This window comes from Micromonospora sp. CP22 (genome assembly GCF_009712475.1).
GTDB lineage: Bacteria > Actinomycetota > Actinomycetes > Mycobacteriales > Micromonosporaceae > Micromonospora.
This window is the reverse complement of sequence record NZ_VCJO01000001.1, coordinates 57,509-82,978: the sequence shown is the minus strand read 5'-3', so window position 1 is coordinate 82,978 and position 25,470 is coordinate 57,509. Positions and strand designations below refer to the sequence as shown.

Genomic DNA, 25,470 nt, shown 5'->3' with positions numbered 1-25,470 from the left:
CAACAACGACGCAGCACCGACGCGCATCCCGGAGGTGGAGCCTTCGCTGGGATACCGTCGGTGCTGCCCGGCGAGTGGGTGCCGACCTCGGGCGGAGGAGGTGGACACGGTGGGCGGTCCGAAGGCACGGACGCTCCGCGCCGCCGCGCTGCACCGCCGAGCTGCCGCGACGGTCACGGCGGCGACGACGATCCTCGACGAAACCCGGCCCGCGCCGGCAGACCAACGCCGTCAGTACGCGTTGGCCGAGCGGCTGCGTGACGCCGCCACCGTCCTCGCCCCCGGTTGGGCCGGGTCCACGCTGGACGAGGTCGCCCCGGCGCATCCCGCCGGGGAGGGACCACCGCCGTTCGTCCGGGTGGGCACCGCAGCCCCGCTGGACGATGCCCGGTTCCCGGCGCTGGTGCCGATGTTCGGCAGCGGTCACCTCGTGGTGGATGCCGACGCGCACGATCCACGGGTCGCCGGGCTGCTGCGGGCCGTACTGCTGCGAGTGCTGGCGGCGACACCGGCGGGGGCGCTGCTGGTTCGGACGGTGGATGCGACGGGTGTGGCGCTGGCGCCGTTCGCGGCGCTCGGTGACGCCGGGGTGCTGGCTCCGCCGGCCACGGACGCCGACGGGCTGCAAGCGGTGCTGGCGGAGGCGGAGCGATGGGTGGCGCCGGAATCCGCCGGCCCCCGCCGGCACGACCGCTCGCTGCTGCTGGTGTTGGCCGCGCTCCCCGAACCGCACCGGCCGAGCGACCTGGCGCGGATCGAGGCGCTCGCCGAGCAGGGGCCGGCGGCCGGGCTGCACCTGGTGGTGGCGGGGTGGCCGCCGACCGGTCGGGCCGCGCCGCCCAGGGCCACACCGCTGGCTATGCGGACCGCGTACGCGTTGCTCGGTGACCCGCCGGGTGCGGCGTTCGCCGGTGGCGGTACCGATGGTGGGCTGAACTCTCCCGTCTTCGTCGACCCGGATCCGTCGGCCGACCTGGTCGACACCGTGTGCCGCAGGATCGCCGCCCAGATCGAGGCCGGCAGTCGGCTGTCCCTTTCGCACCTGCTGCCACCGGCGGACGAACTGTCGCCGGACGAGCTGTGGCAGGCGACCGGGACGGACGGACTGAGCATCACCGTCGGCGATGCCGGCGGGCGACCGGTGTCGCTCGGCTTCACCGAGCTGACTCCGCACTGGCTGGTGGGCGGTCGGTCGCGGGGCTGCCGGGCCACCTTCCTGACCACGGTGTTGCTCACCCTCGTCGCCCGGTACGGCCCGGACGAGTTGGCGCTGTATCTGGCGGATCTCGGCGACGGCGAGTCCTTTGCGGAGTTCCTACAGACCGAGCGGGACCGGTCCTGGATCCCACAGGTCCGGGCCGCCGCGATGGCCGCCGACCGGGAGTACGTACTGGACCTGTTGGAGCAGTTGACGGCCGAGGTGCAGCGGCGGGCGGAGGCGTCGGCGCGGGCGGGTGGGCAACGTTTCGCGGAGTTGCGCGGTCACCGCGCGCTCCCCCGGGTGGTCTGCGTACTGGAGAACCTGCCGGTGCTCTTCGCCGAACGGGACCGGCTGGCCGCCGAGGTGACCGTCCGGTTGGACACGCTGGCCCGGACCGGCCGGACGTACGGTGTCCACCTGGTGCTGAGCGGCGAGGGTGATCTTGGCCTGGGCACCCGTTCGGACAGCGGCCAGCGGGATTCGCTGCTGGGCCAGTTCCCGGTACGGGTAGCGCTGCCTGGCGGCGGTGCGGTGCTGGAGCCGACCAACGATGCCGCAGCCGGTCTGCCGGTGGGCAGCGCGGTGGTGAACACGGCGGGCGGCCTTGGCGGGCCACGGGGAGCGATCCGTGGTCATGAACGGATGGTTCGGTTTCCCGATCCGGCGGACGAACCGGAGGCCGTGGCCGAGTTGCGCCACCGGCTCTGGGCGGCCCGCCCACCGAAGGCGACGCCACCTACCGTCTTCGCCGGGTACGCGCGCCCGCTGCTGCGCAACGATCCCCGCTACCGGGCGGCGGTGGCCGGGCAGTCGCTCGCGCCGGCCGCGCTGCTCGGGCGGGCGGTGGATGTCGCGCGCAGCACCGCGGCGGTGCCCTTCGGACCGGCGGCGGGCCGCAACCTCGCGGTTCTCGGTCCACGGCCTGCCGCGTGCCGACTGCTTGTTACTGCCGCTCGCAGCACGGCCGCGCACCACCCGGCGGGCACGGCACGGTTCGTGGTGGCCGCACCGGATGCCGAGGCAGCGCAGTGGGCCGATGACCTCGCCGGAGAGTTGGCCGAACGCCACCGGGTCGACCGGGTGGATCTGGACGGACTGGTCGCCGTGGCGGACGCCGGTGAGCCGGTCTACCTGGTGGTCTTCGGGCTGGACGTGGCGCCGGTCGATGAGCTGCCCCCGGCCCGGCTGCGGGCCCTGCTGCGCGACGGGCCACCGGCCGGGCAGCATCTGCTCGGTTGGTGGCGTACGGTGCCGTCGTTCGCGACGCTCGTGGAGCCGGACGAGACGGTGGACAAGTTGACCGCCGTGGCGGTGGCGGGTGTGCCGGGAGCGCAGCTCACCCCGGTGTTCGGTCGCCCGGTCGAGTGGCGGCCCCGACCCGATCGGGTGGTGCTCTGGGACGGGCCGGGAGAGCGTGGTGTGGTGCTGGTGCCCTACGACGTACCGGCCAGCTCCGCAGGGGAGCCCGAATGACTGTGGACGATTCGCCGGTCACGGCTGCCGGGCCGGTCCGGCAACGGACCGGCCCGCCGGGAGATCCGGTCCGGGTCGCGTGGACCGACTACTTGGCCGCCGCCCGTCAGCTCGACGGGGTACGGCGGGGCGCGGCGACCGCCGCGGGCGAGCAGGCCCGCGCGGTGCAGGCCGCTCGGGAGGAGTTGGCCGGGGTACGTACCCGGTTGGCACCGCAGGAGACCCGGCTACGTGAGCTGGGCGTACCCCCGATCTCGCTGACGCCGACGCCGCCGGAGTTGGCGGAGGCGGCGCGGTCGATGAGCGGCGGCCCGGCGGCGGTGTTGACGGCTCTGGGGGAGGCACGGCGGTGGGCGGTCGGCGCGGACGATGTCCTCGCCGCTCGCGGCCTGTCCCGGATCGCGCACTGGCCGGCCCGCCCCCGCAACCTGCTGGTGTACGGACCGCTGGGGCTGCTCGTCCCGGTGCTCCTGGTGGTGGTGTACCTGCTGACCGGCACCGGCGCGGTGACCGCGCTGGCGCTGTTGGTGGGCTTGCCCGCGCCGGCGGTCGCGTTCGGCCTGGGTTGGCTCGCGGTGGGCCGGTGCTTCCCACCCGGTCCGGGGCAGCGGGTGGACCGTACGCCACGGTTCGGCGCGCTGGCCTGTCTGCTCCCGGCCGTGGTGGTCAACGCGGGGATCGTGCTGGCGCTGCTGGCGTCCTGATCGCCCCCGTTCAGCGGGGGATGATCAGAGCCATCGCCTCGGCCCGGGACTTGGCGTCCCGTTGCAAGGTGCCGCGCACCGCCGAGGTGATCGTCTTGGCCCCGGATTTCTGGATGCCCCGCATCGCCATGCACATGTGTTCGCATTCGAGGACGACGACCACACCGCGTGGTTCCAGCCGCGTCATCAGCAGATCCGCGATCTGCGAGGTGAGTCGCTCCTGCACCTGGGGTCGGCGGGCGAATACCTCGACCAGCCGGGCCAGTTTGGACAGCCCGGTGATCCGACCGTCGGGGCCGGGGATGTAGCCGATGTGGGCACTGCCCCGGAACGGCAGCAGGTGGTGCTCGCAGAGGCTCATCACGTCGATGTCGCGGACCAGCACCAGTTCTTCGTGGTTGGCCTCGAAGGTGGTGGTGAGCACGGTGGCCGGGTCGACGCGGAGGCCGGCGAAGAGTTCCGCGTACGCCCGGGCGACCCGGGCCGGGGTCTGCTGGAGGCCGTCACGGTCCGGGTCCTCGCCGACCGCGATGAGGATCTCGCGGACCGCCTTCTCGATCCGGGCGAGGTCCACGGCGTCCTCGACGGGGCGCCCGGTGAGCCGGCCGTTGACCAGCCGCGCGGCGATGTAGTCGAGACGGTCGGTGTCGGGTTCGGTGGCGGAGGCGGCCAGTCCCCGCTGGGGGGAACTGGCCGCCGTGTCGTCGGTGCTCAGTGCGAACCGTCCGAGTTGTTGGAGCTGCCGCCTCCCACGGTCGCCTCGGCGCCGTCGGCTTCTGCCTGCACCTTGAGCGCGTCCTTCTCCGCCGGGGTGAGCACGGGCGGCTCGGTGGAGGGCTGCCGCTTGCCGAAGCCGTTGTACGGAGCCATCGGTGGCCGCTTCACCACTCGGGCACAGATCCGGGCCATGTCGGCGGTGGAGAGCGTCTCCTTCTCCATCAGTTCGAGCACGATGTTGTCCAGGACGTCCCGGTACTCGACCAGGATCTCCCAGGCTTCGTCGTGGGCGAGTTCGATCAGGGCCCGCATCTCGCCGTCGATCTCGGCGGCGACCGCGTCGGAGTAGTCCCGCTCGTGGCCCATGTTGCGGCCGAGGAAGGGCTCGTCGCCGCTGGTGCCGTACTTGATGGCACCGAGCTTGGAGCTCATGCCGTACTGGGTGATCATCGCTCGGGCCAGCTGGGTGGCTTTCTCGATGTCGTTGCCGGCACCGGTGGTGGGCTCGTGGAAGACGAGTTCCTCGGCGGCCCGGCCACCCAGCGCGTACGCCAGAGTGTCGATCATCTCGGCGCGGGTCTGGGTGTACTTGTCCTCCGTGGGCAGCACCAGGGTGTGGCCCAGGGAGCGGCCCCGGGACAGGATCGTCACCTTGTGCACCGGTGCGGCGTGCGGGAGTGCCCAGGCGACCAGCGCGTGTCCACCCTCGTGGTACGCGGTGATCTTCTTCTCCTGGTCACTCATCACCCGGGTGCGCCGCTGCGGGCCGGCGATCACGCGGTCGATCGACTCCTCGAGCGACTCGTTGGAGATGGCCCGCTCATCCTTACGGGCGGTCAGCAGCGCCGCTTCGTTGATCACGTTGGCCAGGTCGGCACCGCTGAAGCCCGGCGTCCGCTTGGCCACCGAGTCGAGGTCGACGTCGGGCGTGAACGGCTTGCCCTTGGCGTGCACCCGCAGGATCGCCTTGCGGCCCTCCATGTCGGGGGCGTCGACCGGGATCTGCCGGTCGAACCGGCCCGGACGCAGCAGCGCCGGGTCGAGGATGTCCGGCCGGTTGGTGGCGGCGATCAGGATGACGCCGCCCTTGACGTCGAAGCCGTCCATCTCGACGAGGAGCTGGTTCAGGGTCTGCTCGCGCTCGTCGTGGCCACCACCCATGCCGGCGCCACGGTGCCGGCCGACGGCGTCGATCTCGTCGACGAAGACGATCGCGGGAGCGTTTGCCTTGGCCTGTTCGAACAGGTCACGGACCCGGCTGGCCCCGACACCGACGAACATCTCCACGAAGTCGGAACCGGAGATCGAGTAGAACGGCACCCCGGCCTCGCCGGCCACCGCGCGGGCGAGCAGCGTCTTACCGGTACCGGGCGGGCCGAAGAGGAGCACACCCTTCGGGATCTTCGCGCCGAGCGCCTGGTACTTCGCCGGGTTCTGCAGGAAGTCCTTGATCTCGTGCAGCTCCTCGACGGCCTCCTCGGAGCCGGCCACGTCCGCGAACGTCGTCTTCGGCGTGTCCTTGGTGATCATCTTCGCCTTGGACTTGCCGAAGTTGAGCACCCGGGAGCCGCCGCCCTGCATCTGCGACATGAAGAACAGCAGCAGCAGCACGAGCAGCACGATGGGAAGCAGGTTGACCAGCAGGCTGACCCAGATGCTGTCGGATGACACCTCGGTGTCGGCCGGCCCGGTCACCCGGTTGTTGGCCTTGGCGTCGAGGACCTGGTTCCAGACCTCGTCGCCGACCTCGTAGGGGAACTGGGCCTCGATCAGCTTCGTGGTGGTATCGCCGAACTCGGTCTCCTCGGCCAGCTCAAGCTGGATCGTCTGTTCCTTGTCCTGGAAGACGACCTTCTCGATACCGCCCTTGTTGAGCTGGTCGAGCGCGACGGACGTGTCCACCCGGTGATAGCTGGGTCCACCGGTGAACAACTGACTGAGCACGACGGCGCCGAGGATGACCAGGATGACCCAGAACACCGGTCGGCGGAAGAAACGCGTACGTTCCATGCTGTTGTCGAGCGCCGAGACGCCCGCATCCTCCTGATCGACGTCCTGACCGACTGTGGGTGTCGCCGCCTGGGCGGCTGCCGGAGCCGCCGTGCGGGCCGGCCTCGACCCCGGGACGCGATTGCCGCGCCACGGTCATTCGACGGTACACCGTGCGCGACCGATATGAGCTGGCGAGCCCAGCACTTACGCGCACGGCGAACCGGATGTCAGCCGGCGTGTCCCGAAGTCGGATCGTCGGGTCACCGGCGTCAAAGGTAGTCCGACCAGCTGAAAGGCGGCTGAATGCCGGGTGGGCACGGCCGAGACGTCGGTGGTCGGCGGTCGCCGACCACCGGGTGCCGCCGCGACGCGTCAGGTCAGGAACGAGCGTAGACCTCGGGTTTGAGCACCCCCACGTACGGCAGCTCCCGGTAACGCTCACCGAAGTCGAGCCCGTACCCGACGACGAACTCGGTCGGGATGTCGAAGCCCACGTACTTGACCGGCACGGTCACCTTGACCGCGTCGGGCTTGCGGAACAGGGCGACCACCTCGACGCTCGCCGCCGACCGCGACTCCAGGTAGCGCAGCAGCCAGGACAGGGTCAGCCCGGTGTCGACGATGTCCTCCACGACGACGACGTGCCGCCCGGCGATGTCCCGGTCGAGGTCCTTGAGGATGCGCACCACGCCGGAGGAGGTGGTGCCCTGTCCGTACGAGGAGATCGCCATGAAGTCCAGCTCGGCCGGGGGCCCGTACCGGCCCAGCGCCCGGGCGAAGTCGGCCATGAACATGACCGCGCCCTTGAGCACGCAGACGAGCAGTAACCCGTCGGAGACGTGGGCGTAGTCCGCAGAGACCTGCTTGGCCAGTTCCGCGGTCTTCTCACGGATCTGCGCCTCGGAGATGATCACGTGGTCGATATCGGCGTCGTACCAGGAGCCGTCAGCCATGACCCTAGCCTGCCGTACGCCCCGGGTTCGCCGTCGGCGGGGCCGCCGGTTTCGGGGCGACCCCGCCCAGGTAATTCCGGACTAAGGGAACATTCGACTCAGTGCGGGTAGGGCTGCCGTCTACGACCCCCGTCAGAGGGCTTCCAGTCCGCGGAGTCACGGCTGTCGGCGGTCAACCCCAGGGCGGACAGGAGTGCGAGGGACAGGAAGAAGAGCAGGAAAAACAGGAAACCCATGGCGGCGCTCGCTTTCTGGCTGCTGCGGAGGTCGGATCGCCGCCGGTGCGCACCGGACAGCTACCAGTCTGCGCACCCCGCCAGCCACCGAACAGTGGCAGGAATGCCATACATCCTCGATTTCCTGCCACTACCGGGGTTACCCTCGTCACCATGCTTCGCTCGGTGGCCGTACTCGTCCTGGACGGGGTCGCCCCGTTCGAACTCGGCGTACTCGCGGAGGTGTTCGGCACCGACCGCACCGCCGACGGGCTGCCCGGTTACCGCTTCGACGTGTGTGGACCTCGACAGACCCCGGTACGCACCTCCGCCGGCTTCCATGTGGTGCCCACCGCCGACCTGGCTCCGCTGGATGAAGCGGACCTGGTGGCCGTGCCCGCCCACGCCGCCACCACCACCGCCCCCACCGAGGTCCACGCAGCGCTACGCCGGGCCGCCGACCGGGGCGCGTACCTGTTCAGCGTCTGTGCCGGGGCGTACCTGCTGGGTGAGGCGGGGCTACTCGACGGGCGGGAGTGCACCACCCACTGGCGGCACGTCGACGAGTTGCAGCGCCGTCACCCGAGCGCCCGGGTGCGCTGCAACTCGCTCTACGTGCAGGACGGCCGCCTGCTCACCAGCGCGGGCACCGCCGCCGGCATCGACGCCTGCCTGCACCTGGTACGCCAGGAGCACGGCTCGGCCATCGCCACCCGGCTCGCCCGACGGATGGTGGTGCCTCCGCACCGCGACGGCGGACAGGCCCAGTACATCGAGGCACCGATCCCGAAGGCGCCACAGGCACCCACGCTGGAGCCGGTGCTGGAATGGCTGATGGGCCACCTGGACCGGCAGATCACCGTCGACGAGCTGGCGGCTCGGGCCGGGATGGCACCACGGACGTTCGCCCGCCGGTTCCGTGCCGAGACGGGCACCACCCCGCACGACTGGCTGACCAATCAGCGCGTACTGCTGGCCCGCCGACTGTTGGAGGACACCGCGCTCACGGTGGAGGCGGTGGCCGACCGGGCCGGCTTCGGCGACGCCGCCGCCCTACGACACCACTTCACCCGCCGGGTCGGCGCCACTCCGCAGGCGTACCGGGCCACCTTCCGCGACCGCGCTCTCACCGGCTGACCGGAGGTCAGCAGCCGCCGGCGGCGCCGTGGCGGGCGGTTGCACGACGGTGCGCGTACAGCGGTTGCCGGGGGTGGATCATCCTTCGACAACCGCCTCGTCGGGCGCGGTCCCGGCCGCCCGCCGCACCGACGCCCGGTCGGTCGGCGTCGCCGGGAGCGCTTCGGACACCAGGCGATCGGCTCGGCGCAGCACCCGCAGCCCGCCCGGCAGGTAGCTGGCTCGCTGGCCGCGCCACGCCGTGACCAGCGCGTCGAGCGCGGTGAGGTGCCGATGCGACAGCGCGGCGGGCGGTGCGCCCAACTCGTGGGCCCAGGCGCGCAGCACCCGGCCGCGTACCGCGGGTGCCAGGTCGGCCAGCGCGCCGGTCGCCAGGCCACCATCGGGATGCCGGGCCCGACTCAACGCCACATCGGCGAGGTCGTCGAGGACCGCGTTGTCCGCCGCCACCAGCGCGGCGGTGCGGGCGAGGTTGTCGAGCACACCCGGCCCCAGCGCTTCGACCAACACCGGCACCACGTCGCCGCGCACCCGAGAGCGGGCGTACGCCGGGTCGGCGTTGTGCGGGTCGTCCCAGGTCGCCAGTCCGAGTGCCGCGCAGGCGGCCCGGGTCTGTTCCCGCCCGATCTCCAACAGTGGCCGTACGAGCAGGGTGCCGGCCATTTCCCGGCGGCTCGGCATACCGGCGAGTCCGCGCGGGCCGGCACCACGAGCCAGCGCGAGCAGCACCGTCTCCGCCTGGTCGTCCCGGGTGTGACCGGTGAGAACCGCCGCTGCGCCGTACCGTCCGGCGACCTCGGCCAACGCCTGGTAGCGGGCGTCGCGGGCCGCCGCCTCGGGGCCACCTGGCCGACCGGTGACGTCGACCCGGACCACCTCCACCGGCGTCAGCCCGACCTCCTGTGCCCAGCGGGCCACCGCTTCGGCGCGCTGCCCCGAGCCGACCTGCAACCCGTGGTCGACGGTCACCAGCCCGGCGACGCGACCCGCGCGAGGTGCCACGAACGCGGTGGCCGCGGCCAGGGCCAGCGAGTCGGCACCACCCGAGCAGGCGACCAGCACCGGCCCGTCCGTCGGCAGGTCGGCCAGCGCGCGACGGACCGCGACCCGGATCGCGGCCACCGGAGGAGCGAGCGGAGCCATCGACGCGGTGGTCGCTCAGCCGGCGATCGGTGCCGGACCGACCGGGCCGTGCACCCGCGCCACCCAGGCGTCCGGTTCGCTCAACTCGGAGAGTCGGGGCAGAGTCAGCGGCGACTCGAAGACCCGGTTGAAGCCGGTCATGCCGACCCGCTCCACCACGGCGTGCACGAACTTGCGGCCCTCGGCGTACTGCCGCATCTTGACGTCGATGCCGATCAGCCGCCGGATCGTCTTCTCCACCGGGTTGCCCGCCTCACGCCGCCGGTTGAAGCCCGCTCTGATCCGCTCCACGCTCGGGATCACCTGCGGGCCGACGCCGTCCATCACGAACTCGGCGTGCCCCTCCAGCAGGGTCATCAGGGCGGTCAGCCGGTCCAGCACGGCCCGCTGCCCGGGGGTCTGCACGATGTCCAACACGCTGGATCGGCTCTGTGGGTCGCGGACCACGTCGGCGAGGGTGCTCACCCCCCGGCGCAGCCGTTCCAGCAGGTGTTCACCACCCTGAGCGGCGTCGACGAACGCCTGCACCTCACCGAGGAAGTAGGCCCGCATCCAGGGCACGGCGGTGAACTGGGTCCGGTGGGTCACCTCGTGCAGGCAGACCCAGAGGCGGAAGTCGCGCGGATCCGCGCCCAGCTTGCGCTCGACCTCGACGATGTTCGGCGCGACCAGCAGCAGTTGCCCCGGGTCGGCGGAGAAGACCTCGTACTGCCCGAGGACCCGGCCGGAGAGGTAGGCCAGCACGGTGCCCGCCTGCACCCCGGTCACCCGGGAGCCGATCGCCTCGGTGAGGGCACCTGGCTGCTTGTCCTCGGTGAGCCGACCGACCAGCGGGGTGATCACCTCGCGGAGACCGGCGACGTTGGTGGCCGCCCAGTCGCGTCGATCGACCACCCGCACCGGCGGGTGGGCGAGCTGCGAGGTCAGCCCGGTGTAGTCGGCGACGTGCCCGGCCGCCTCGTCGGTCAACCGGCGCAACTCGGAAACCACGTCGGTGGCCTCGTCGTACGTCACCCGCGGGCCCGACTTGCCCAGAGCCCCCGCCGTCGCGGTGGCCAGATCCCAGTCCACGAACTGCGCCATGCGACCCACCGTACCCGCGCCGCGACACCCACCCGCCGGGCCGACGCGGCGCCCGGGTTATGCCGGGGGTCCGCCGCGCCCCGCCCACACCGTGGTGCCGCAGCCGGACCGGTGCGTCGACGCGCTCAGCGACAGCCGCAGCCCGCGAGGGCGGCGGCGATCCTGTCCAGCGCCGCCCGAGCCGGTTCCATCCCGTTCGGCGGCACGTCGTCGGTGAGCACGGCGAAGGTGAGCAGGCGACCGTCGGCCGTGGTCACCACCCCCGCGATGGCATGCACCCGGGTCAACGTGCCGGTCTTGGCGCGGACCACACCGACCCCGGCGGCCGTGCCGGGTGCCGCGCCGTACCTGTCGCGCAGGGTGCCGGACCAGCCGGCGACCGGCAGCCCGCCGAAGATGCCGGCGAGTTCGGGCCGGTTCGGGCTGGCCGCGAGGGCCAACAGCTCGGTCAGCAGCGCCGGGCTGATGAGGTTCTTCCGGGACAGCCCGCTGCCGTCGGCGAGGACGAGTCCGTTCGTCGGCAGGGCCAGCTCGGCCACCACCTCGGCCATCGCCGCCGCAGCACCCGCGAAGGAGGCCGGCTGGTCTCGGGCCAGGGCGACCTGGCGGGCCAACGCCTCGGCGACGATGTTGTCGCTGTCACTGATCATGATGTCGACCAGCCGGATCAGCGGCGGCGAGTACACCACGCCCAGTTCGGCACCGGGGGCATGGCCACCGGCCGGTTCCGTCGCCCCGGTCGTCTCGGTCGGCGTCGGCGGTGCGGTGCCCTTGCGCACGGTCGACGCCGGCACCCCGAGCAGCCTGGCGAAGGCGCGGCCGGCGACCATGTCCGGCTCGGCGACCCGTGCGGCCCACCCCGGGCCGGCCTTCGGATTCTCGCGTGCTCCGTCGAGCATCAGCGCGGTGATCGCCCCGCCGTACCCACCGGTGGGGATGTCGTCGTCCCAGCCCGGCCCGAACACCGGGCCGGAGTAGCGCGAGGAATCGACGACGATGCTGGTGGGTGCGGCACCTGCCAGCGCGGTACGGACCTGGTCGGCAAGGTCGGTGAGGCTCGCCGCGCCCGGGTAGAAACCCTTCGCGTCGGCGGCCAACGTCGGGTCTCCGCCACCGACCAGCACCACCTCGCCGGGCTGCGTACCGGAGACGGCGCGGGTCGGGATCCGGTGGCCGGGGCCTCGGGCGGTCAACACCGTGACCGCGGTCAACAGCTTGGTCACCGAGGCCGGCACGGTCCCTTCGCCGCCGCCCCGCTCGAAGAGCATCTCCCCGGTCAGCGCGTCGGCCACCGCCATGTTGACCCGACCGCCCAGGGCGGTGTCATCGGCCAACGGTTCGAGCGCGGCGCGCAGCCCGTCCGTGGTGGGCGGTGGTGCGGCGGGGTCGGCGGCGGCGAGCACCGCGACCGGAGCGGGTTCACCAGTCGCGGTGGCTGCCGGGGTCGTCGGCGTCTCGCCCAGCCATCGGCCCACCGGCCCGGGCCGGACCACGACCAAGCCCACCGCGACCAGCACGAGTACCAGCACGGCGGCGAGCACCAGCGGCAGCCGCCGACGCGGTGCCTTCCCGACCGGTGGCGGCGGGTCGGCAGGCGGTTTGCCGGTCGGGTCGGTCGGCGGCATCCCCGCCGCCGGGCTCACCGGCACGGCGGGCGGCTCCGGCGACGAGACGGACGGCTCCGGCGGCGAGGCGGCTGGTTCCGCCGGGAGAGGGTTCGGCGCGGGGCGGTCGGCGGAGGTCGGCACGACCGAAGGCGTCGACGGTTGCGGCCGGAGGACCTGCGCCTCCGGCACCGGCACCCGTCCGGCCGCCGGTTTCACCGGCGGTTGGCTGTCCCCGCCCTCGACGGGGCCACCGGGACGGTAGTGTGAATCTTCCCTCCCCACGACCCCCTCCTCCGCCACCGGGAACCGGCCTGGGTGACACTACTTCGGTCCGAAGACTATGCGGCGGCCGGAGTCCACGGGTTGGCATTCGCCCACCCTGTTCCGCCGCCGGTTCCGTCAAGCCAGCGTGGGCCAACGAGGGAGCGTGCAGATGGATTTCGACGTCACGGTTGAGATCCCCAAGGGTCACCGCAACAAGTACGAGGTGGACCACGTGACCGGGCGGATCCGGCTGGACCGTACCCTCTTCACCTCCACGCAGTACCCAGCCGACTACGGCTTCATCGAGGGCACCCTGGGCGAGGACGGCGATCCGCTGGACGCCCTGGTGCTGGTGCCCGAGCCGACCTTCCCGGGCTGCCTGATCCGGTGCCGCACGATCGGCATGTTCCGGATGACGGACGAGAAGGGCGGCGACGACAAGGTCCTCTGCGTCCCCTACGAGGACCCCCGGCAGGAGCACCTGCGCGACATCCACCACCTCGGCGAGTTCGACCGGTTGGAGATCCAGCACTTCTTCGAGGTGTACAAGGATCTTGAGCCGGGCAAGTCGGTCGAGGGTGCGACCTGGGTGGGGCGTACCGAGGCCGAGGCTGAGATCCAGGCTTCGTACCGGCGGGCCCGGGAGGCCGAGGAGCGCGGCGAGTCCACCCACTGACGGTTCGACGAGCCCGGGGAGCCGCTCAACCGAGCAGTCCCCGGGCTCGCTCGTACAGGCCGAGCACCGCGCAGGCGATCGGCACCACGGAAACCACCAGCAGGGTGTCGGCGAGGTCGGCGATCCGCCCGACGTACGGCGAGACCGGCCGACGGGCGTACGTGGTGCCACCCGCCACCACCAGGAGCGCGACCAGCAACCCGCCGACGACCAGGGTCAGCCGGAGCGTGGCGTCGACGGCCCCGGCCAGCACCCCGCCGAGGACCGCGTACCCGGCCAGCCCGGCGAGCACCGGCGCGACCCGGTGCCGGACGGTCGTGAACAGCCGGGCGCGGAGCAGCAGCACCGCCGAGGCCACCCCGACCAGCAGCCGACCGGCGACGTCACCGGTGCTGACCAGGATCACCGCCGCGCCCCCGGCCAACGCGGCCTGGCCGATCAGCATGCCGGTGAGCATCTCCTCGGTCCGGGCCACGGCCGCGTAGACCCGGCCCCGATCCGGCAGGTCGCGCACCCGATCCGCGTCGTCGGCCGGCTCGGTCGGCAGGGTCGTCGGCGGCAACGGCACCCGGCCCAGCCGGATGGCCAGCAGCGGAACGGCCCCGACGGCGAAGGTCAGTCCGCAGAGCAGGACCGCTGCCGCGCCCGCCGGACCGAGCAGCAGGGCACCGAGGGCGGCTGCTCCGCCGCCCACGCCCACCACCGTGCCGGCCACGAAGATCCGCAGTCGGGTGGCCACTCCGAACAGCCCCAGCACCGAGGCCAGCAGCAGCGCCACCGAACCGGCGAGCAGCTCCGGCGCGCCCACCCAACGCAGCGCACCGATCGGCCCGACCGGGTCGCCCGAACTGACGGCGAGGGCACCGGCCAGCGCCGCGTAGGGCAACGCGTACCCGCCGACGGTGGCACCGGCCAACCCGTCGCCGTGCGCCCGGGACAGCACGGTTCCGGTCAGCACCAGCAGACCGGCCGCGACGGTCGCGGCCAGCCAACCGGTCGGGTCTTCCGGCCCACCCGCGAGCAGGGCGAGCAGGCCGACGGTGAGCGGAACACCGGCACCGACCAGCGCCGCCACCCGGGTCGCCCCGGGCGACCAGGCCCCACCCTGCCGCCGGGCCGCGTCGGCGACGGCCTCCACGACGTCGTCGTACTCGAACTCCGGCCACTCGGTACGCGCCGGCACCAGATGCAGCACCTCGCCGTCGCGGATTCCCTGGGCGGCCAACGCCTGCCCACCGACCAGCACGCTGCCGTCGGAGCGGCGGAGCAGCCAGCCACCGTGCTGTTCCCCGTCGTCGGCGAGCCCGTCACCGGCGTGACGCAGCACCTCGGGCAGCAGCTCGGCGAGGGGGACCTGCTCCGGTAGCGCCACGTCGACCCGCCGTCGGGGTGTGCTGACGGTGACCCGGGCCAGCCCGACTGTCATTGACCGATCTCCATCCCGAGCGGGGTCTGCTGCTGCGCGGACGACAGGACTTTACCTACGATGAGCCAGGCTCGGGTCACGGTGCGCAGTCAGGAGGGTCGAGTGTCCACTGTCGTCGTGCGACGACCGGCCCGACGCCCAGCGCCCGAGATACCCGTCGGTGACCTGCCGGTGCAGGCACCCCCGGAGATTCCGGCCGCCACCGGCACCCGTTGGCACCAGCTGCTGATGGTGTTGCCGATGCTCGGCGGCACGGTGGCGATGGCGATGATGTTCGGCCGGGGCGACGGTGCCTACGCGTACGTGGTCGGCGGCATGTTCGGCCTCTCCTCGTTGGCGATGCTGGCGACCTCCTGGGGCAACGCGTCGGGCAGCCCGAGGAAGTCCGAGATGATGGCCGCCCGCCGGGAGTACCTGCGGCACCTGGCGACCCTGCGTCGGCAGGTGCGGCAGACCGCAGCCCGGCAGCGCGCCGGCCTCTGTTACCGGCATCCCGACCCGTCGCTGCTCTGGTCGACGGTGCACAGTCACCGGCTCTGGGAGCGGCGACCCGCCGATCCGGACTTCGCGGTGGTCCGGATAGCCGTCGGGCCGCAGACCCTGGCCACGCCGCTGATACCACCGGTCACCGGTCCACTGGAGGAACTGGAGCCGATGACGGCCGGCGCGCTGCGCCGCTTCCTCGACGCGTACTCGGTGGTGCCCGACCTGCCGGTGGCCCTGTCGTTGCGCAGTTTCGCCCGGGTCTTCGTCCGGGCCACCCCGGCCGGGACCACCGGGACACCGGCCGCGCAGGCGCTGACCCGGGCCATGCTCACCCAGCTCGCCGTCTTCCACGCCCCGGACGAGCTGATGATCGCCGTCTGTGCCGGGCCGGAACGCCGCGACGCCTGGGAGTGGGTCAAGTGGTTACCCCACGCGCAGCACCCGACCCGCACCGACGCCCTCGGTCCGGTACGGCTGGTGGCCAGCTCGGCGGTGGAGCTGGAACGGCTGCTCGACGGGGTGCTGGCCAGCCGGTCGAGGTTCAACCCGGCCGGGCTGGTCACGGACGGGCCGCACGTGGTGATCGTGCTCGACGGCGGTGACCTCACCGGCGCCACCGAACTGGTCGGTGACGGCGGCATCGACGCGGTGACCCTGGTCGACCTGGACACTGCGCCACCGCGACTGCTCGACCGGTTCGCCCTGCTGCTGGAGCTACGCGACGGCCGACTGCGGTCACGCTCCTCAGACGGTCCGGCCGAGGTCGGCACGGCCGACGCGTTGGAGATCGCCGAGGCCGAGGCGGTGGCGCGGCGGCTGGCACCGCTGCGGCTGGCCGCAGCCCGGGACGCCGGTCCCGCACCCGGTACCGAGCCGGGTCTGCCGGAGCTGCTCGGTATCGACGATCCGGAGGGCTTCACCGCCGAACAGGGCTGGCTCCCGAGATCGGCTCGGGACCGGCTGCGGGTGCCGATCGGCGTCGGGGTGGAGGGCGGCGCGGTCGAGCTGGACCTGAAGGAGTCGGCGCAGGGCGGCATGGGCCCGCACGGGTTGCTGATCGGGGCGACCGGCTCCGGCAAGTCCGAGCTGCTTCGTACGCTGGTGCTCGGGTTGGCCGCCACCCACTCCGCCGAGCAGCTCAACTTCGTGCTCGTCGACTTCAAGGGCGGGGCCACCTTCGCCCCCTTCGACCGGCTGCCGCACACCGCCGCCGTGATCACCAACCTGGCTGACGCCCTGCCCCTGGTGGACCGGATGGTCGACGCGATCAACGGCGAGCTGGTCCGTCGGCAGGAACTGCTGCGCCGCGCCGGCAACTTCGCCAGCCTGCGCGACTACGAGCGGGCCCGGGCGGCCGGGAACCCACTCGCGCCGCTGCCGTCGCTGCTGCTGATCTGCGACGAGTTCTCCGAACTGCTCTCGGCCAAGCCCGACTTCATCGACCTGTTCGTCCAGATCGGCCGACTGGGCCGGTCCCTCGGGGTGCACCTGCTGCTGGCGAGTCAGCGGCTGGAGGAGGGACGCCTACGCGGGCTGGACACCCACCTGTCGTACCGGATCGGTCTGCGGACCTTCTCCTCACTGGAGTCCCGTACGGTGCTCGGGGTACCCGACGCGCACGAGTTACCCCCGTCGCCGGGGCACGGATACCTGCGCTTCGGCACCGAACCGCTGGTGCGGTTCAAGACCGCGTACGTCTCCGGCCCGGTGCGCCGACGCGTCCTGCCCACCGGCGCGGCCGAAACCGAACGTCCCCGGCTGCTCACCTTCTCCACCCATCTCACGCCGGTGCCGCAGCCGCCCGCACCACCGGAGGTGGTCAAGGACGAGGCGGACGTGACGGAGACCCTGCTGCGGTTGCTGGTCGACCGGCTCGCCGGGCAGGGCACGCCAGCGCACCAGGTGTGGCTGCCGCCGCTGGACGCCCCCGCGGCCATGGACGAGTTGGTGGGTCCGCTCACGGTCGATCCGGCTCGCGGGCTGACCTTCGGCAATCCCGAGTTGCACGGCGGTCTCCAGGTCCCGGTGGCCGTCATCGACCGACCGTTCGAGCAACGCCGGGACGTGCTCTGGTTGGCGCTGGACGGCGCGGCCGGGCACGTCGCGGTGGTGGGTGGCACGCAGAGCGGCAAGTCCACCGCGCTGCGTGCGCTGATCTGCGCGCTGGCCCTCACCCACACACCGGCCGAGGTGCAGGTCTACTGCCTCGACTTCGGCGGCGGCGGGCTCGCCTCGGTGCGCGACCTGCCGCACGTCGGTGGGGTCACCGGACGAACCGACCCCACCGTCGTACGCCGCACGGTGGGCGAGATGTCCACCCTGCTCGCCGAGCGGGAGCGCCGCTTCGCCGAACTGGGTGTGGAGTCGATGGCCAGCTGGCGGCAGCGTCGTGGCGGCCGCACCGACGCGGACGACACCGACCTGTTCGGCGACGTGTTCCTCGTCGTGGACGGGTGGACGACCCTGCGTGCCGAGTACGACGACCTGGAGCCACTGATCACCGACCTGGCGACCCGGGGCCTGTCGTACGGCCTGCACGTGGTGGCCACCGCAGTGCGGTGGCTGGACTTCCGGCCGGGCATCCGGGATCTGTTCGGTTCCCGGTTGGAGCTGCGGCTCGGTGACCCGTCCGATTCACTGGTCGCCCGACGCGCGGCGGCCCAGGTGCCGGAGCAGACCCCCGGGCGGGGCGTCACCGCGGAGGGCCTGCACTTCCTCACCGCCCTGCCCCGCACCGCCGGAGCGGACACCGCAGCGCTGGTCAAGCAGGTGGGCGACGCGTGGTCCGGCCCGGCCGCGCCCCGGGTCCGGTTGCTCCCGGCGGTGTTGCCGTACGCGGACCTCGACCTCGACGCCGCGACGGGGCTGCGGATCCCGGTCGGCGTCGCCGAGGCGGATCTACGTCCGGTGCTCCTCGACTTCGGCACCGAACCGCACCTGGTGGTCTACGGCGACGCCGAGAGCGGCAAGTCGTCGTTCCTGCGTGCTCTGGCCACCTCGATCGTCACCCGGTTCACGCCGGAGCAGGCCCGGGTGATCATGGTTGACTACCGGCGCAGCCTGCTGGGCACCATCGCCACGGAACACCTGATCGGCTACGGCACCACGGCGGCGCACACCACTGACCTGATCGAATCGGCCGCCGGCTATCTCCAGGACCGCGCACCGGGCCCACAGGTCAGTCCGGCTCAGTTGCGGGACCGGTCGTGGTGGTCCGGCCCGGAGTTGTTCGTGCTGGTCGACGACTACGACCTGGTGGCGAGCGGCCCGGCGAACCCGTTGCGGGCGTTGGAGGAGCACCTGCCGCACGCCCGTGACGTCGGGCTGCACCTGGTGCTGGCGCGCCGGTGCGGTGGCGCGGCCCGCGCCCAGTACGAGCCGGTGGTGCAGCGGTTACGAGAACTGTCCACCTCGGGCCTGGTGATGTCGGGAAGCCCGGAAGAGGGTGCCCTGGTCGGTCCGGTCCGGCCGGGCCCGCTGCCACCCGGACGCGGTCGGCTGTTCACCCGACGCGAGGGGGTACGCCTGATCCAACTGGCGCATCTACCGCCACAGTGATGTCGACTCCACGGAACGTCCCTGTAGGCGGGATGGAACCGGTAATCTCCGATCGTCATGTGTCCTGCGACGAATGGCTGAGGATGTGACCAGGCTGCGGTACAGCGGGCTACCGACGGCGGGCCGGTTCGCCAACCGGGCGCTGCTCGCGGCGGCCGCCTCTGTGCTGTCGGTCGCCATCGCGGTCGTGCCCGCCACCGCAGTGCCAATCCACGCTCCCGCGTACGGCACGCCGGTGGCCCACAACCCCGACTCGACGCAACGTGCCGATCAGGTCCGCGACGAGCAGTGGCAGCTCGACAAGTTGGGCGCACGGACAGCCTGGCGTACCTCGACCGGTCGCGGTGTGGTGGTGGCCGTGATCGACTCCGGGGTGGACGGTTCCCACCCGGACCTGGTCGGGCGGGTGTTGCCGGGCCTCGACCTGGTCACGCCGGACGAGGCGACCGAACCGGATCCGGTCGGACACGGCACGACGGTGGCCGGTCTGATCGCGGGGCGCAACGACGACCGTCGGGGTGTGGTGGGTCTCGCGCCGGACGCCCGGATCCTGCCGGTGCGGGTTCTCGACGCGGAGAACCGCTACGACGACGCGCTGATCGTGGCCAAGGGCGTGCGATGGGCGGTGGACAACGGCGCGAAGGTGATCAACCTCTCCCTCGGCGGCAACGGCGACAGCGCGGCCCTGGCCGCCGCGATCGACTACGCCTTCGCCCGGGACGTGGTGGTGGTCGCCTGCACCGGCAATCTCGCCACCTCGCCCGAGGCGAAGGTGTGGTACCCGGCCCGTGAGCCCGGCGTCATCGCGGTCTCCGGGCTGGAGCGCAACAGCGACAACCTGTGGAGCGGCGCGATCACCGGTCGCGCCACGGTCCTCACCGCTCCTGCCAGCGGGCTGGTGGGTGCCCGTCCTCCCGGTGGCTACTGGCGGGTGCAGGGCACCAGCTTCGCGGCACCGCTGGTCGCCGCCACCGCCGCCCTGGTGCGGTCGCGCTACCCGGAGATGTCCGCCGGGGATGTGGTGAACCGGCTGTTGGCCACGGCGAAGGACATCGGGCCCACCGGTCGGGACGAGCGGTTCGGGTACGGCCTGGTCGACCCGGTCGCGGCGTTGACGGCGGAGGTGCCGCTGGTGCATCGGAACCCGTTGGACGACAACGATCCGCCGGGGGTGGTCGGTTTCGGCCCCGCGCCCGGGGCCACCTCGGCGGATGATCCCGACGCGGAGCAGCTCGGTCTGACCGGGTCTCGGCAGGAGACCCAGTGGCAGGCGCGGGCCGCCGGTTCGCAGGACGACGCCAGCTCGGAGCGGCTCTGGATCGGGGCGGCCATCTTCGTCGCGCTGCTCACCGGGGCGGTGCTGATGGTGCGCCGGTTCCGGCAGTCGTCCCGCTGAGCCGACCACCACTGAGGTACCCGAATTCGCGCATCTTGACGAGGTAGGGGCGTCCGGCTGGGTACAACCATCGTCGTGGACACCTTCGAACGGGTCGGCCCGGCACCGTCCTCCGGCCCGGACGGTCGCCGACGGCGGGCCGACCTGTCAGGCGCACGGTGGGCACCGGCGGCCGCCAGCGTGCTGCTGCTCGCGTCGTTCACGTTGATCGCCACGCTGGTGCTGACGAACCGGTCACCGCTGCGTCGACTCGATCTGGCCATCACCACGCAGCTGCACGGGTACGCCCTGGACCACCCGGGCTGGGTCCGGGCGGTGAGCTTCTGGACCGACGCCTTCGCGCCGATGCCCCTGCGGGCCGCCGCGCTGTTCCTGGTGATCTGGCTGGCCCGTGACGGCGCCCGACGGCTCGCCGTCTGGGTCGGCACCACGATGGTGCTCGGCGGCCTGCTCGGGCCGCTGCTCAAACTCCTCGTCGGTCGGCCGCGACCGGATCTGCCCGACCCGGTGGCACAGGCACCCGGTTTGGCCTTCCCGTCGGGCCACGCGCTGAACGCGATGCTCGCCGCCGGAGTGCTGCTGGTGGTCTTCCTGCCCCGGACCAGAACCCGCTCGGCCGCCCGTGCGGTGCTCTGGCTGGGGGCGCTGTCGATCGCCCTGGTGACCGGGTTCAGCCGGGTCGCGCTCGGGGTGCACTGGAGCAGCGACGTGCTGGCCGGGTGGCTACTCGGAGCCGCGGTGGTCGTCGCCACCGCCACCGCGTTCGCCGTCTGGCCGAGCCGGGACGTACCCCAGGCCCGGTCGCACTGACCTGGCCGGTGCTGGTCAGGTGCAGTCGCCGGTGTCGGTGCCCCGGGTGCGTTCGGCACCGGCCAGCGCCACCGGTCGGGCCTCGGCGGCGGTGACCGCGAACCCGGTGTTCGGGTCGTCAGCCGCCGCCGCGAAGATCACCCCGAGCACCAGGCCGTTGGCGGAGACCAACGGGCCACCGGAGTTACCGCTGCGGACCAGGGCCCGGATGGTGTAGATCTCCCGGGTCACGTTCCCGGACGAGTAGATGTCCGGCCCGGTGATCCGGTCGACGTCGCGGATCCGCGCCGACTGGGCGTTGTACGGCCCGTCGAGCGGGAACCCGAGCACGATGGCGTCCGCTCCGATGCCGGCGTTGCCGGCGGCGAACCGCATCGACGGGCCGGGCAGCCCCGGCACGTAGAGCACGGCCAGATCCCGGTCGGGGTCGTAGACGACCACCTCGCCGTCGTACCGGTCCCCACCCAGTTCCACCGCGACCGAGCGGGTGCCGGCGACCACGTGCGCGTTGGTCATCACCCGGTCGTCGGCGTACACGAAACCGGATCCCTCGATCCGCCGCGAGCAACTCGGTGCCGACCCGAGCACCTTCACCACCGAGCGCTGCCCGTTGCTGACCACCTCGGAGCCGGCGAGTGCCGGGTCCGGCGGTTCGACCTGCCGGGCCTGGGTACGTCGCAGCCCATCGAAGACGTCCGGGAAGCCGTTGGTGTCGACAGTGTCGCGCAGCGCGGTGGAGAGCTGCTGTGCCTGGTCGGGCAGCACCTGGTCCACCACGTTGAGCAGCGCGCTGCTGCGCACCGAGGCGGCGAGCCAGGGCAGCGAGGAGGAGCCGAGCGGCACCGCGACCAGCCAGGCGACCAGCAGCACCGCGAAGAGGGAGACGAACGCGCCACCGATGTCGTCGGCCCGCCGCCCCACGTCACTGGCGATGGTGCGGCGCAGGTGTGACCCGAGCCAGCCGGCCAACGCCTGGCCCACCACCGCCAGACCGAAGATGGCCACCAGCGAGATCAACACCCGGGTGCCGCTGTCCACGAACTGCTGGGCGAGCATCGGACCCACCTGCAAACCGATCAGGGCGCCGAGAAAGAACCCGGAGAACGAGAGCACCCCGATCACGAACCCCTGTCGGTATCCGCTGATCGCGAACACGAGCATGAGCAACAGCAGGACGAGATCCACGGCCGACACAGCTCAAGCCTACGGGCCCAGGGCTCGCGCGAAGACGATCGCTTGCGGAAGGTGACGGTCAGATCAGCGCAGCGCGCTCTCGTCGACCTCGTCGGTACCGGCCGACGGGGCGGGCGAGGCACCGACCGGCGGCAGGTCGATCACCCGGCTGCGCGGCCACGGACGGCTCCAGCCGCCCATCTCCAACAGCGCCGCCAGCACCCCGGCGGTGAACCCCCAGACCAGCATTCCGCGTACCGAGAAGGCCGGGCCGATCCAGCCACTCGAATGGCGTACCCGCACCCGGTTGTCCGGGTCGACCAGCTCGGCGATCGGCAGCCGGGCGACGTGTGCCACCTCGGCCGGATCCCGGGAGTCGACCGGGTGCGGCGTGTGCCACCAGGCGAGTACCGGGGTCACCACGAAGTCGCTGACCGGTATCCACAGCCTCGGCAGCTGGGCCAGCACGGTCACGCTGGCCGGGTCGAGCCCGACCTCCTCGTTCGCCTCGCGCAGCGCCGTCGCCGCCGCGTCGGCATCCTCCGGATCGGCCGCGCCGCCGGGAAACGCAGGTTGGCCGGCATGGTTGCGCAGGGTCGCGGCCCGCTGGAGGACCAGCACGTCCGGGCCGGTGGCGGCGTCCTCGCCGAGCAGCACCAGCACGGCGCTCTCCCGGCCGCCGTGCTCCGGCGTCGGGAGCTGGGTGAAGTCCTCCGTACGGGCGGTGCCCAGCCGACCCAGCAGCGGGTTGAGCCAGCCCGGCACCGGCCATGGCGCGTCGGACGCCTCCCGGCCCGGGTTCACGCTGGCTGGCACCTCGCTCACGCCGGTACCGAGATGTCGAGGTGCTGCCGGATGAGTTCGGCGAGTTGGGCGTCGTCGAGGGCGCCCGAGGTGTCGATGTGCCGGATGCCGCCGTCGGCGCCCACGAACACCGTCATCGGGAACGCGCTGCGTTCCAGGGCCCGCTGGAACGCCTTGCCCTGGTCGAACAGCATCGGGAACCGTACGCCGAAGTCCTCGCCGATGGATTGGGCGGCGCTGCGGCTGTCCTGGGTGTTCACCCCGATCACCCGCAGCCGCCCCTCGGTCTGCTCGCTGAGCCGTTGGAAGGCGGGCAGTTCCTTACGGCACGGCGGGCACCAGGAGGCCCATATGTTGATCACCGCCGGGCCGGGGATGTCGCGCAGGTCGACCGGGGCGCCGCCGGTGAAGCAGGTGAGGGTCAACTCGGGCAACCGGTCCCCCTTCGAGGTGCCGTCGGTGGCCGCACCGGGCTCGGCGACGAGGGAGGTGCAGTCCTCGAACGGGGACGGCCGGCTGCTGCTCGTGCTCGGCCCGGCGGCGGAGGGCTGGTCGCGGTCGGGCGTACACGCCACAGTCCCGAGCAGCAGCAGCGGCAGGGACATCAGGGCCAGTCGACGGATCACGGCGCCTCCGCTCGCACCGCCTGCGCCGGAACCAGCTCGGGGTCGACTCCGGCGGCGACGGCGAGGTCACGGGCGCGGGGGCCCTTGAGCAGCTTCGCCGCGGCGGCTGGCTCGGTCGGCCCGGTGCCGTACGAGGGGCAGAGCTTCACCAGCGTGCACGCGCCGCAGGCGGGCTTGCGGGCGTGGCAGACCCGGCGGCCGTGGAAGATGATCCGGTGCGACAGCATGGTCCAGTCGCGCTTCGGGAACATCGCCCCGATCTCGTGTTCGATCTTGACCGGGTCGGTCTCACCGGTCAGCCCCCACCGCCGCACCAGGCGCTGAAAGTGGGTGTCGACGGTGATGCCGGGCACGTCGAAGGCGTTGCCGAGGATGACGTTGGCGGTCTTGCGACCGATCCCGGGCAGGGTGACCAGGTCGGCCAGCCGACGGGGAACCTGGCCGTCGTAGCGCTCGACCAGCGCCTGACCCAGCTGGATCAGCGAGTTGGTCTTGTTGCGGTAGAACCCGGTCGGCCTGATCAGCTCCTCCAGCTCACCACGGTCGGCACCGGCGTAGTCGGCGGCGGTCGGGTAGCGGGCGAACAGCTTCGGCGTGACCTCGTTGACCTTCTTGTCCGTGCACTGGGCCGACAGGATGGTCGCGACGGCCAGTTCCAGCGGGCTGCGGTGGTCGAGTTCGCAGTGCGCGTCGGGGTGCGTCTCGGTCAGCACGCGGCCGATCCGCCGCGCACGACGGGTGCGACCCAGGTCGGTTTCGGTGGCGCTTCTGGTCACGACGGCCAGCCTACGTCGCCGGTCCGACCGGTCCGGACAGCCTGCGTCGGGCGACCGGTCACTCCGGGTCGGGCGGGCTGATCTTGCCGGAGTCGGTGAACCGGGCTCCGGTCTCCGCGAAGTCCTGCTTGGTGAGCTGGCGGAGCAGTCCGAGACCACGGTCGTCGGGGTCGATCGTCGGCTTGCGGGCCCCGTCCATGTAGGTGGAGATGAAGGAGCCACCGGCCCAGGTGCCGTCGGCTTCGAGGGACACCTTCAGCACGCCGCCCCAGCCGAGTCGACCGTTGTTGCTCAGCGAGTTGCCGCCACCGGCGAAGTTGCCCAGGCTGTACGCGATCAGCCTGCCCTTGTAGAACTCCATGCCGCGCAGCACGTGCGGGCCGTGCCCGACGATCAGATCCGCGCCGGCGTCGATCATCGCGCGGGAGAACTTGATCGGGTCGCCCCGGTTCTCGCCGAGGAACATCTCCGTGCCGGGCCGCACCCGCGTCATCTCCGACCCTTCGGCGCCCATGTGCACCTGCACCACCACGATGTCGGCCTGGTCGGCGGCCTTCTCGATCACCTTCTTCGCCGCCGGGATGTCGACCAGGCTGTTCGACCAGCGGTACGACGAGAAGCCGGCGACCGCGACCTTGACGCCCTTCACCTCGACGACGGTGATCTGGTCGGGGGCGCCGGTGTGCGCCAGCCCGTGCTCCTCCAGTGCCCGCTGGGTGTTCTCGTAGCCCTTCGGCCCGAAGTCGTACCCGTGGTTGTTGGCCTGGTTGAGCAGGTCGAACCCGGCGTCGGCGAGGTGCGCGGCGTACTCCGGCGGAGCTCGGAACTGGAAGCAGCGGGTGGATTCGGCACCGCACTTGCCGGTCCCGGTGTCCACCGTCAACGGCTCTTCCAGGTTGCCCATCACCAGGTCCGCGGCGAGCGCCTTCTTCACCGAGTCGAAGAAGCCCTTGCCGTTGTTCGGTGGCAGTCGGTTCGGCGCCATGGCCATGACGATGTCCCCGGTGGCGGAGAGCGAGATCTTCTTCACCTTGGGGGTGGCGGACTCGACCGGCGCACCTACGCCGCCGCCGGTACCGGGTTGCCAGATCGGCCCCTCGTCTGTGCTGGCGCAGCCGGTGACGAGGAGGACGGCGAGTAGCGCCCCCAACGCGGTCAGGGCGCGGCGGCGGGGCCGAGGCGTACGGGGGGCGGCAGCGTACATCGTGGGCGACCCTACCGTTCGGGTATCGCGGAAACGACCGCCGATC

At 72.2% G+C, this 25,470-nt stretch carries 19 protein-coding genes and 1 pseudogene; 7 read left to right on the top strand and 13 right to left on the bottom strand.

Annotated features, from left to right (window positions below):
- The first annotated feature begins 100 nt into the window (after positions 1 to 100).
- Together FF096_RS00370 and FF096_RS00365 are read left to right on the top strand one after the other, a co-directional pair.
- Positions 101 to 2,674 (top strand): FtsK/SpoIIIE domain-containing protein, encoded by a 2,574-nt coding sequence (locus FF096_RS00370; protein ID WP_309222578.1) that lies wholly within the window; start codon positions 101 to 103, stop codon positions 2,672 to 2,674.
- A complete protein-coding gene (locus FF096_RS00365) occupies positions 2,671 to 3,378 on the top strand; it encodes a hypothetical protein (protein WP_155214368.1) in 708 nt (235 codons plus the stop codon). Before FF096_RS00370 ends, FF096_RS00365 begins: the two co-directional genes overlap by 4 nt.
- 10 nt (positions 3,379 to 3,388) lie before the next feature.
- On the opposite strand, the gene folE is transcribed toward FF096_RS00365, so the two are convergent.
- The 4 genes from folE to FF096_RS26195 form a co-directional block, all read right to left on the bottom strand.
- Complete coding sequence (gene folE / locus FF096_RS00360; RefSeq protein WP_155214367.1) at positions 3,389 to 4,051, bottom strand: GTP cyclohydrolase I FolE; 663 nt, start codon at positions 4,049 to 4,051, stop codon at positions 3,389 to 3,391.
- Between the two features lie 38 nt (positions 4,052 to 4,089).
- Complete coding sequence (gene ftsH / locus FF096_RS00355) at positions 4,090 to 6,105, bottom strand: ATP-dependent zinc metalloprotease FtsH (protein WP_155214366.1); 2,016 nt, start codon at positions 6,103 to 6,105, stop codon at positions 4,090 to 4,092.
- Positions 6,106 to 6,464: 359 nt separating this feature from the next.
- On the bottom strand, positions 6,465 to 7,040 hold the full coding sequence (gene hpt / locus FF096_RS00350; protein ID WP_155214365.1) for a hypoxanthine phosphoribosyltransferase: 576 nt from the start codon (positions 7,038 to 7,040) through the stop codon (positions 6,465 to 6,467).
- Between the two features lie 98 nt (positions 7,041 to 7,138).
- Positions 7,139 to 7,276, bottom strand: a complete 138-nt coding sequence (locus FF096_RS26195) for a hypothetical protein (RefSeq protein WP_196222409.1) — start codon at positions 7,274 to 7,276, stop codon at positions 7,139 to 7,141.
- A gap of 153 nt (positions 7,277 to 7,429) precedes the next feature.
- Between FF096_RS26195 and FF096_RS00345 the strand changes: the two genes are divergently transcribed.
- Positions 7,430 to 8,392 (top strand): GlxA family transcriptional regulator, encoded by a 963-nt coding sequence (locus tag FF096_RS00345; RefSeq protein WP_155214364.1) that lies wholly within the window; start codon positions 7,430 to 7,432, stop codon positions 8,390 to 8,392.
- Positions 8,393 to 8,557: 165 nt separating this feature from the next.
- Here the strand turns inward: FF096_RS00345 and tilS are convergent.
- From tilS to dacB, 3 genes and pseudogenes are all read right to left on the bottom strand, one after another.
- Positions 8,558 to 9,535, bottom strand: a pseudogene (tilS, locus tag FF096_RS00340) (tRNA lysidine(34) synthetase TilS); the annotation flags it as partial.
- A gap of 15 nt (positions 9,536 to 9,550) precedes the next feature.
- Positions 9,551 to 10,618, bottom strand: coding sequence for a zinc-dependent metalloprotease (locus FF096_RS00335; protein ID WP_155214362.1), 1,068 nt, complete (start codon positions 10,616 to 10,618; stop codon positions 9,551 to 9,553).
- A gap of 125 nt (positions 10,619 to 10,743) precedes the next feature.
- Entirely contained in the window at positions 10,744 to 12,243 is a 1,500-nt protein-coding gene (gene dacB / locus FF096_RS00330) for a D-alanyl-D-alanine carboxypeptidase/D-alanyl-D-alanine-endopeptidase (protein WP_155214775.1), read from the bottom strand.
- Between the two features lie 415 nt (positions 12,244 to 12,658).
- Between dacB and FF096_RS00325 the strand changes: the two genes are divergently transcribed.
- On the top strand, positions 12,659 to 13,165 hold the full coding sequence (locus FF096_RS00325; protein ID WP_093409905.1) for an inorganic diphosphatase: 507 nt from the start codon (positions 12,659 to 12,661) through the stop codon (positions 13,163 to 13,165).
- 25 nt (positions 13,166 to 13,190) lie between these two features.
- Here the strand turns inward: FF096_RS00325 and eccD are convergent, their stop codons facing one another.
- Positions 13,191 to 14,591 carry a type VII secretion integral membrane protein EccD gene (gene eccD / locus FF096_RS00320; RefSeq protein ID WP_155214361.1) on the bottom strand — a complete coding sequence of 467 codons (1,401 nt, stop codon included), beginning with the start codon at positions 14,589 to 14,591 and terminating at the stop codon, positions 13,191 to 13,193.
- Positions 14,592 to 14,693: 102 nt separating this feature from the next.
- On the opposite strand from eccD, the gene eccCa reads away from it, so the two are divergent.
- The 3 genes from eccCa to FF096_RS00305 all read left to right on the top strand — a co-directional run bounded on the left by eccCa (position 14,694) and on the right by FF096_RS00305 (position 20,841).
- On the top strand, positions 14,694 to 18,635 hold the full coding sequence (gene eccCa / locus FF096_RS00315; RefSeq protein WP_309222393.1) for a type VII secretion protein EccCa: 3,942 nt from the start codon (positions 14,694 to 14,696) through the stop codon (positions 18,633 to 18,635).
- Positions 18,636 to 18,708: 73 nt separating this feature from the next.
- Positions 18,709 to 20,031 carry a type VII secretion-associated serine protease mycosin gene (gene mycP / locus FF096_RS00310; RefSeq protein WP_155214359.1) on the top strand — a complete coding sequence of 441 codons (1,323 nt, stop codon included), beginning with the start codon at positions 18,709 to 18,711 and terminating at the stop codon, positions 20,029 to 20,031.
- A gap of 75 nt (positions 20,032 to 20,106) precedes the next feature.
- Positions 20,107 to 20,841 carry a phosphatase PAP2 family protein gene (locus tag FF096_RS00305; protein WP_375335267.1) on the top strand — a complete coding sequence of 245 codons (735 nt, stop codon included), beginning with the start codon at positions 20,107 to 20,109 and terminating at the stop codon, positions 20,839 to 20,841.
- A gap of 15 nt (positions 20,842 to 20,856) precedes the next feature.
- Here the strand turns inward: FF096_RS00305 and FF096_RS00300 are convergent, their stop codons facing one another.
- From FF096_RS00300 to FF096_RS00280, 5 genes are all read right to left on the bottom strand, one after another.
- Positions 20,857 to 22,035, bottom strand: coding sequence for a MarP family serine protease (locus FF096_RS00300; RefSeq protein ID WP_309222392.1), 1,179 nt, complete (start codon positions 22,033 to 22,035; stop codon positions 20,857 to 20,859).
- Positions 22,036 to 22,098: 63 nt separating this feature from the next.
- Positions 22,099 to 22,779 carry a CoA pyrophosphatase gene (locus FF096_RS00295; protein WP_309222577.1) on the bottom strand — a complete coding sequence of 227 codons (681 nt, stop codon included), beginning with the start codon at positions 22,777 to 22,779 and terminating at the stop codon, positions 22,099 to 22,101.
- 56 nt (positions 22,780 to 22,835) lie between these two features.
- Positions 22,836 to 23,423: a TlpA disulfide reductase family protein gene (locus FF096_RS00290; RefSeq protein ID WP_155214772.1), complete on the bottom strand. Its 588-nt coding sequence runs from the start codon at positions 23,421 to 23,423 to the stop codon at positions 22,836 to 22,838.
- Positions 23,424 to 23,440: 17 nt separating this feature from the next.
- Positions 23,441 to 24,220 carry an endonuclease III gene (gene nth, locus FF096_RS00285; RefSeq protein ID WP_309222390.1) on the bottom strand — a complete coding sequence of 260 codons (780 nt, stop codon included), beginning with the start codon at positions 24,218 to 24,220 and terminating at the stop codon, positions 23,441 to 23,443.
- 58 nt (positions 24,221 to 24,278) lie between these two features.
- Complete coding sequence (locus FF096_RS00280) at positions 24,279 to 25,424, bottom strand: CapA family protein (protein ID WP_155214357.1); 1,146 nt, start codon at positions 25,422 to 25,424, stop codon at positions 24,279 to 24,281.
- Positions 25,425 to 25,470: the final 46 nt, after the last annotated feature.

Coding starts and splice junctions, on each gene's coding strand:
- FF096_RS00335 (WP_155214362.1), bottom strand. CDS start 10,618: ATGGCGCAGTTCGTGGACTGGGATCTGGCCACCGCGACGGCGGGGGCT.
- hpt (WP_155214365.1), bottom strand. CDS start 7,040: ATGGCTGACGGCTCCTGGTACGACGCCGATATCGACCACGTGATCATC.
- ftsH (WP_155214366.1), bottom strand. CDS start 6,105: ATGGAACGTACGCGTTTCTTCCGCCGACCGGTGTTCTGGGTCATCCTG.
- FF096_RS00290 (WP_155214772.1), bottom strand. CDS start 23,423: ATGTCCCTGCCGCTGCTGCTGCTCGGGACTGTGGCGTGTACGCCCGAC.
- FF096_RS00280 (WP_155214357.1), bottom strand. CDS start 25,424: ATGTACGCTGCCGCCCCCCGTACGCCTCGGCCCCGCCGCCGCGCCCTG.
- dacB (WP_155214775.1), bottom strand. CDS start 12,243: ATGCCGCCGACCGACCCGACCGGCAAACCGCCTGCCGACCCGCCGCCA.
- FF096_RS00345 (WP_155214364.1), top strand. CDS start 7,430: ATGCTTCGCTCGGTGGCCGTACTCGTCCTGGACGGGGTCGCCCCGTTC.
- FF096_RS26195 (WP_196222409.1), bottom strand. CDS start 7,276: ATGGGTTTCCTGTTTTTCCTGCTCTTCTTCCTGTCCCTCGCACTCCTG.
- eccD (WP_155214361.1), bottom strand. CDS start 14,591: ATGACAGTCGGGCTGGCCCGGGTCACCGTCAGCACACCCCGACGGCGG.
- FF096_RS00325 (WP_093409905.1), top strand. CDS start 12,659: ATGGATTTCGACGTCACGGTTGAGATCCCCAAGGGTCACCGCAACAAG.
- mycP (WP_155214359.1), top strand. CDS start 18,709: ATGGCTGAGGATGTGACCAGGCTGCGGTACAGCGGGCTACCGACGGCG.
- FF096_RS00365 (WP_155214368.1), top strand. CDS start 2,671: ATGACTGTGGACGATTCGCCGGTCACGGCTGCCGGGCCGGTCCGGCAA.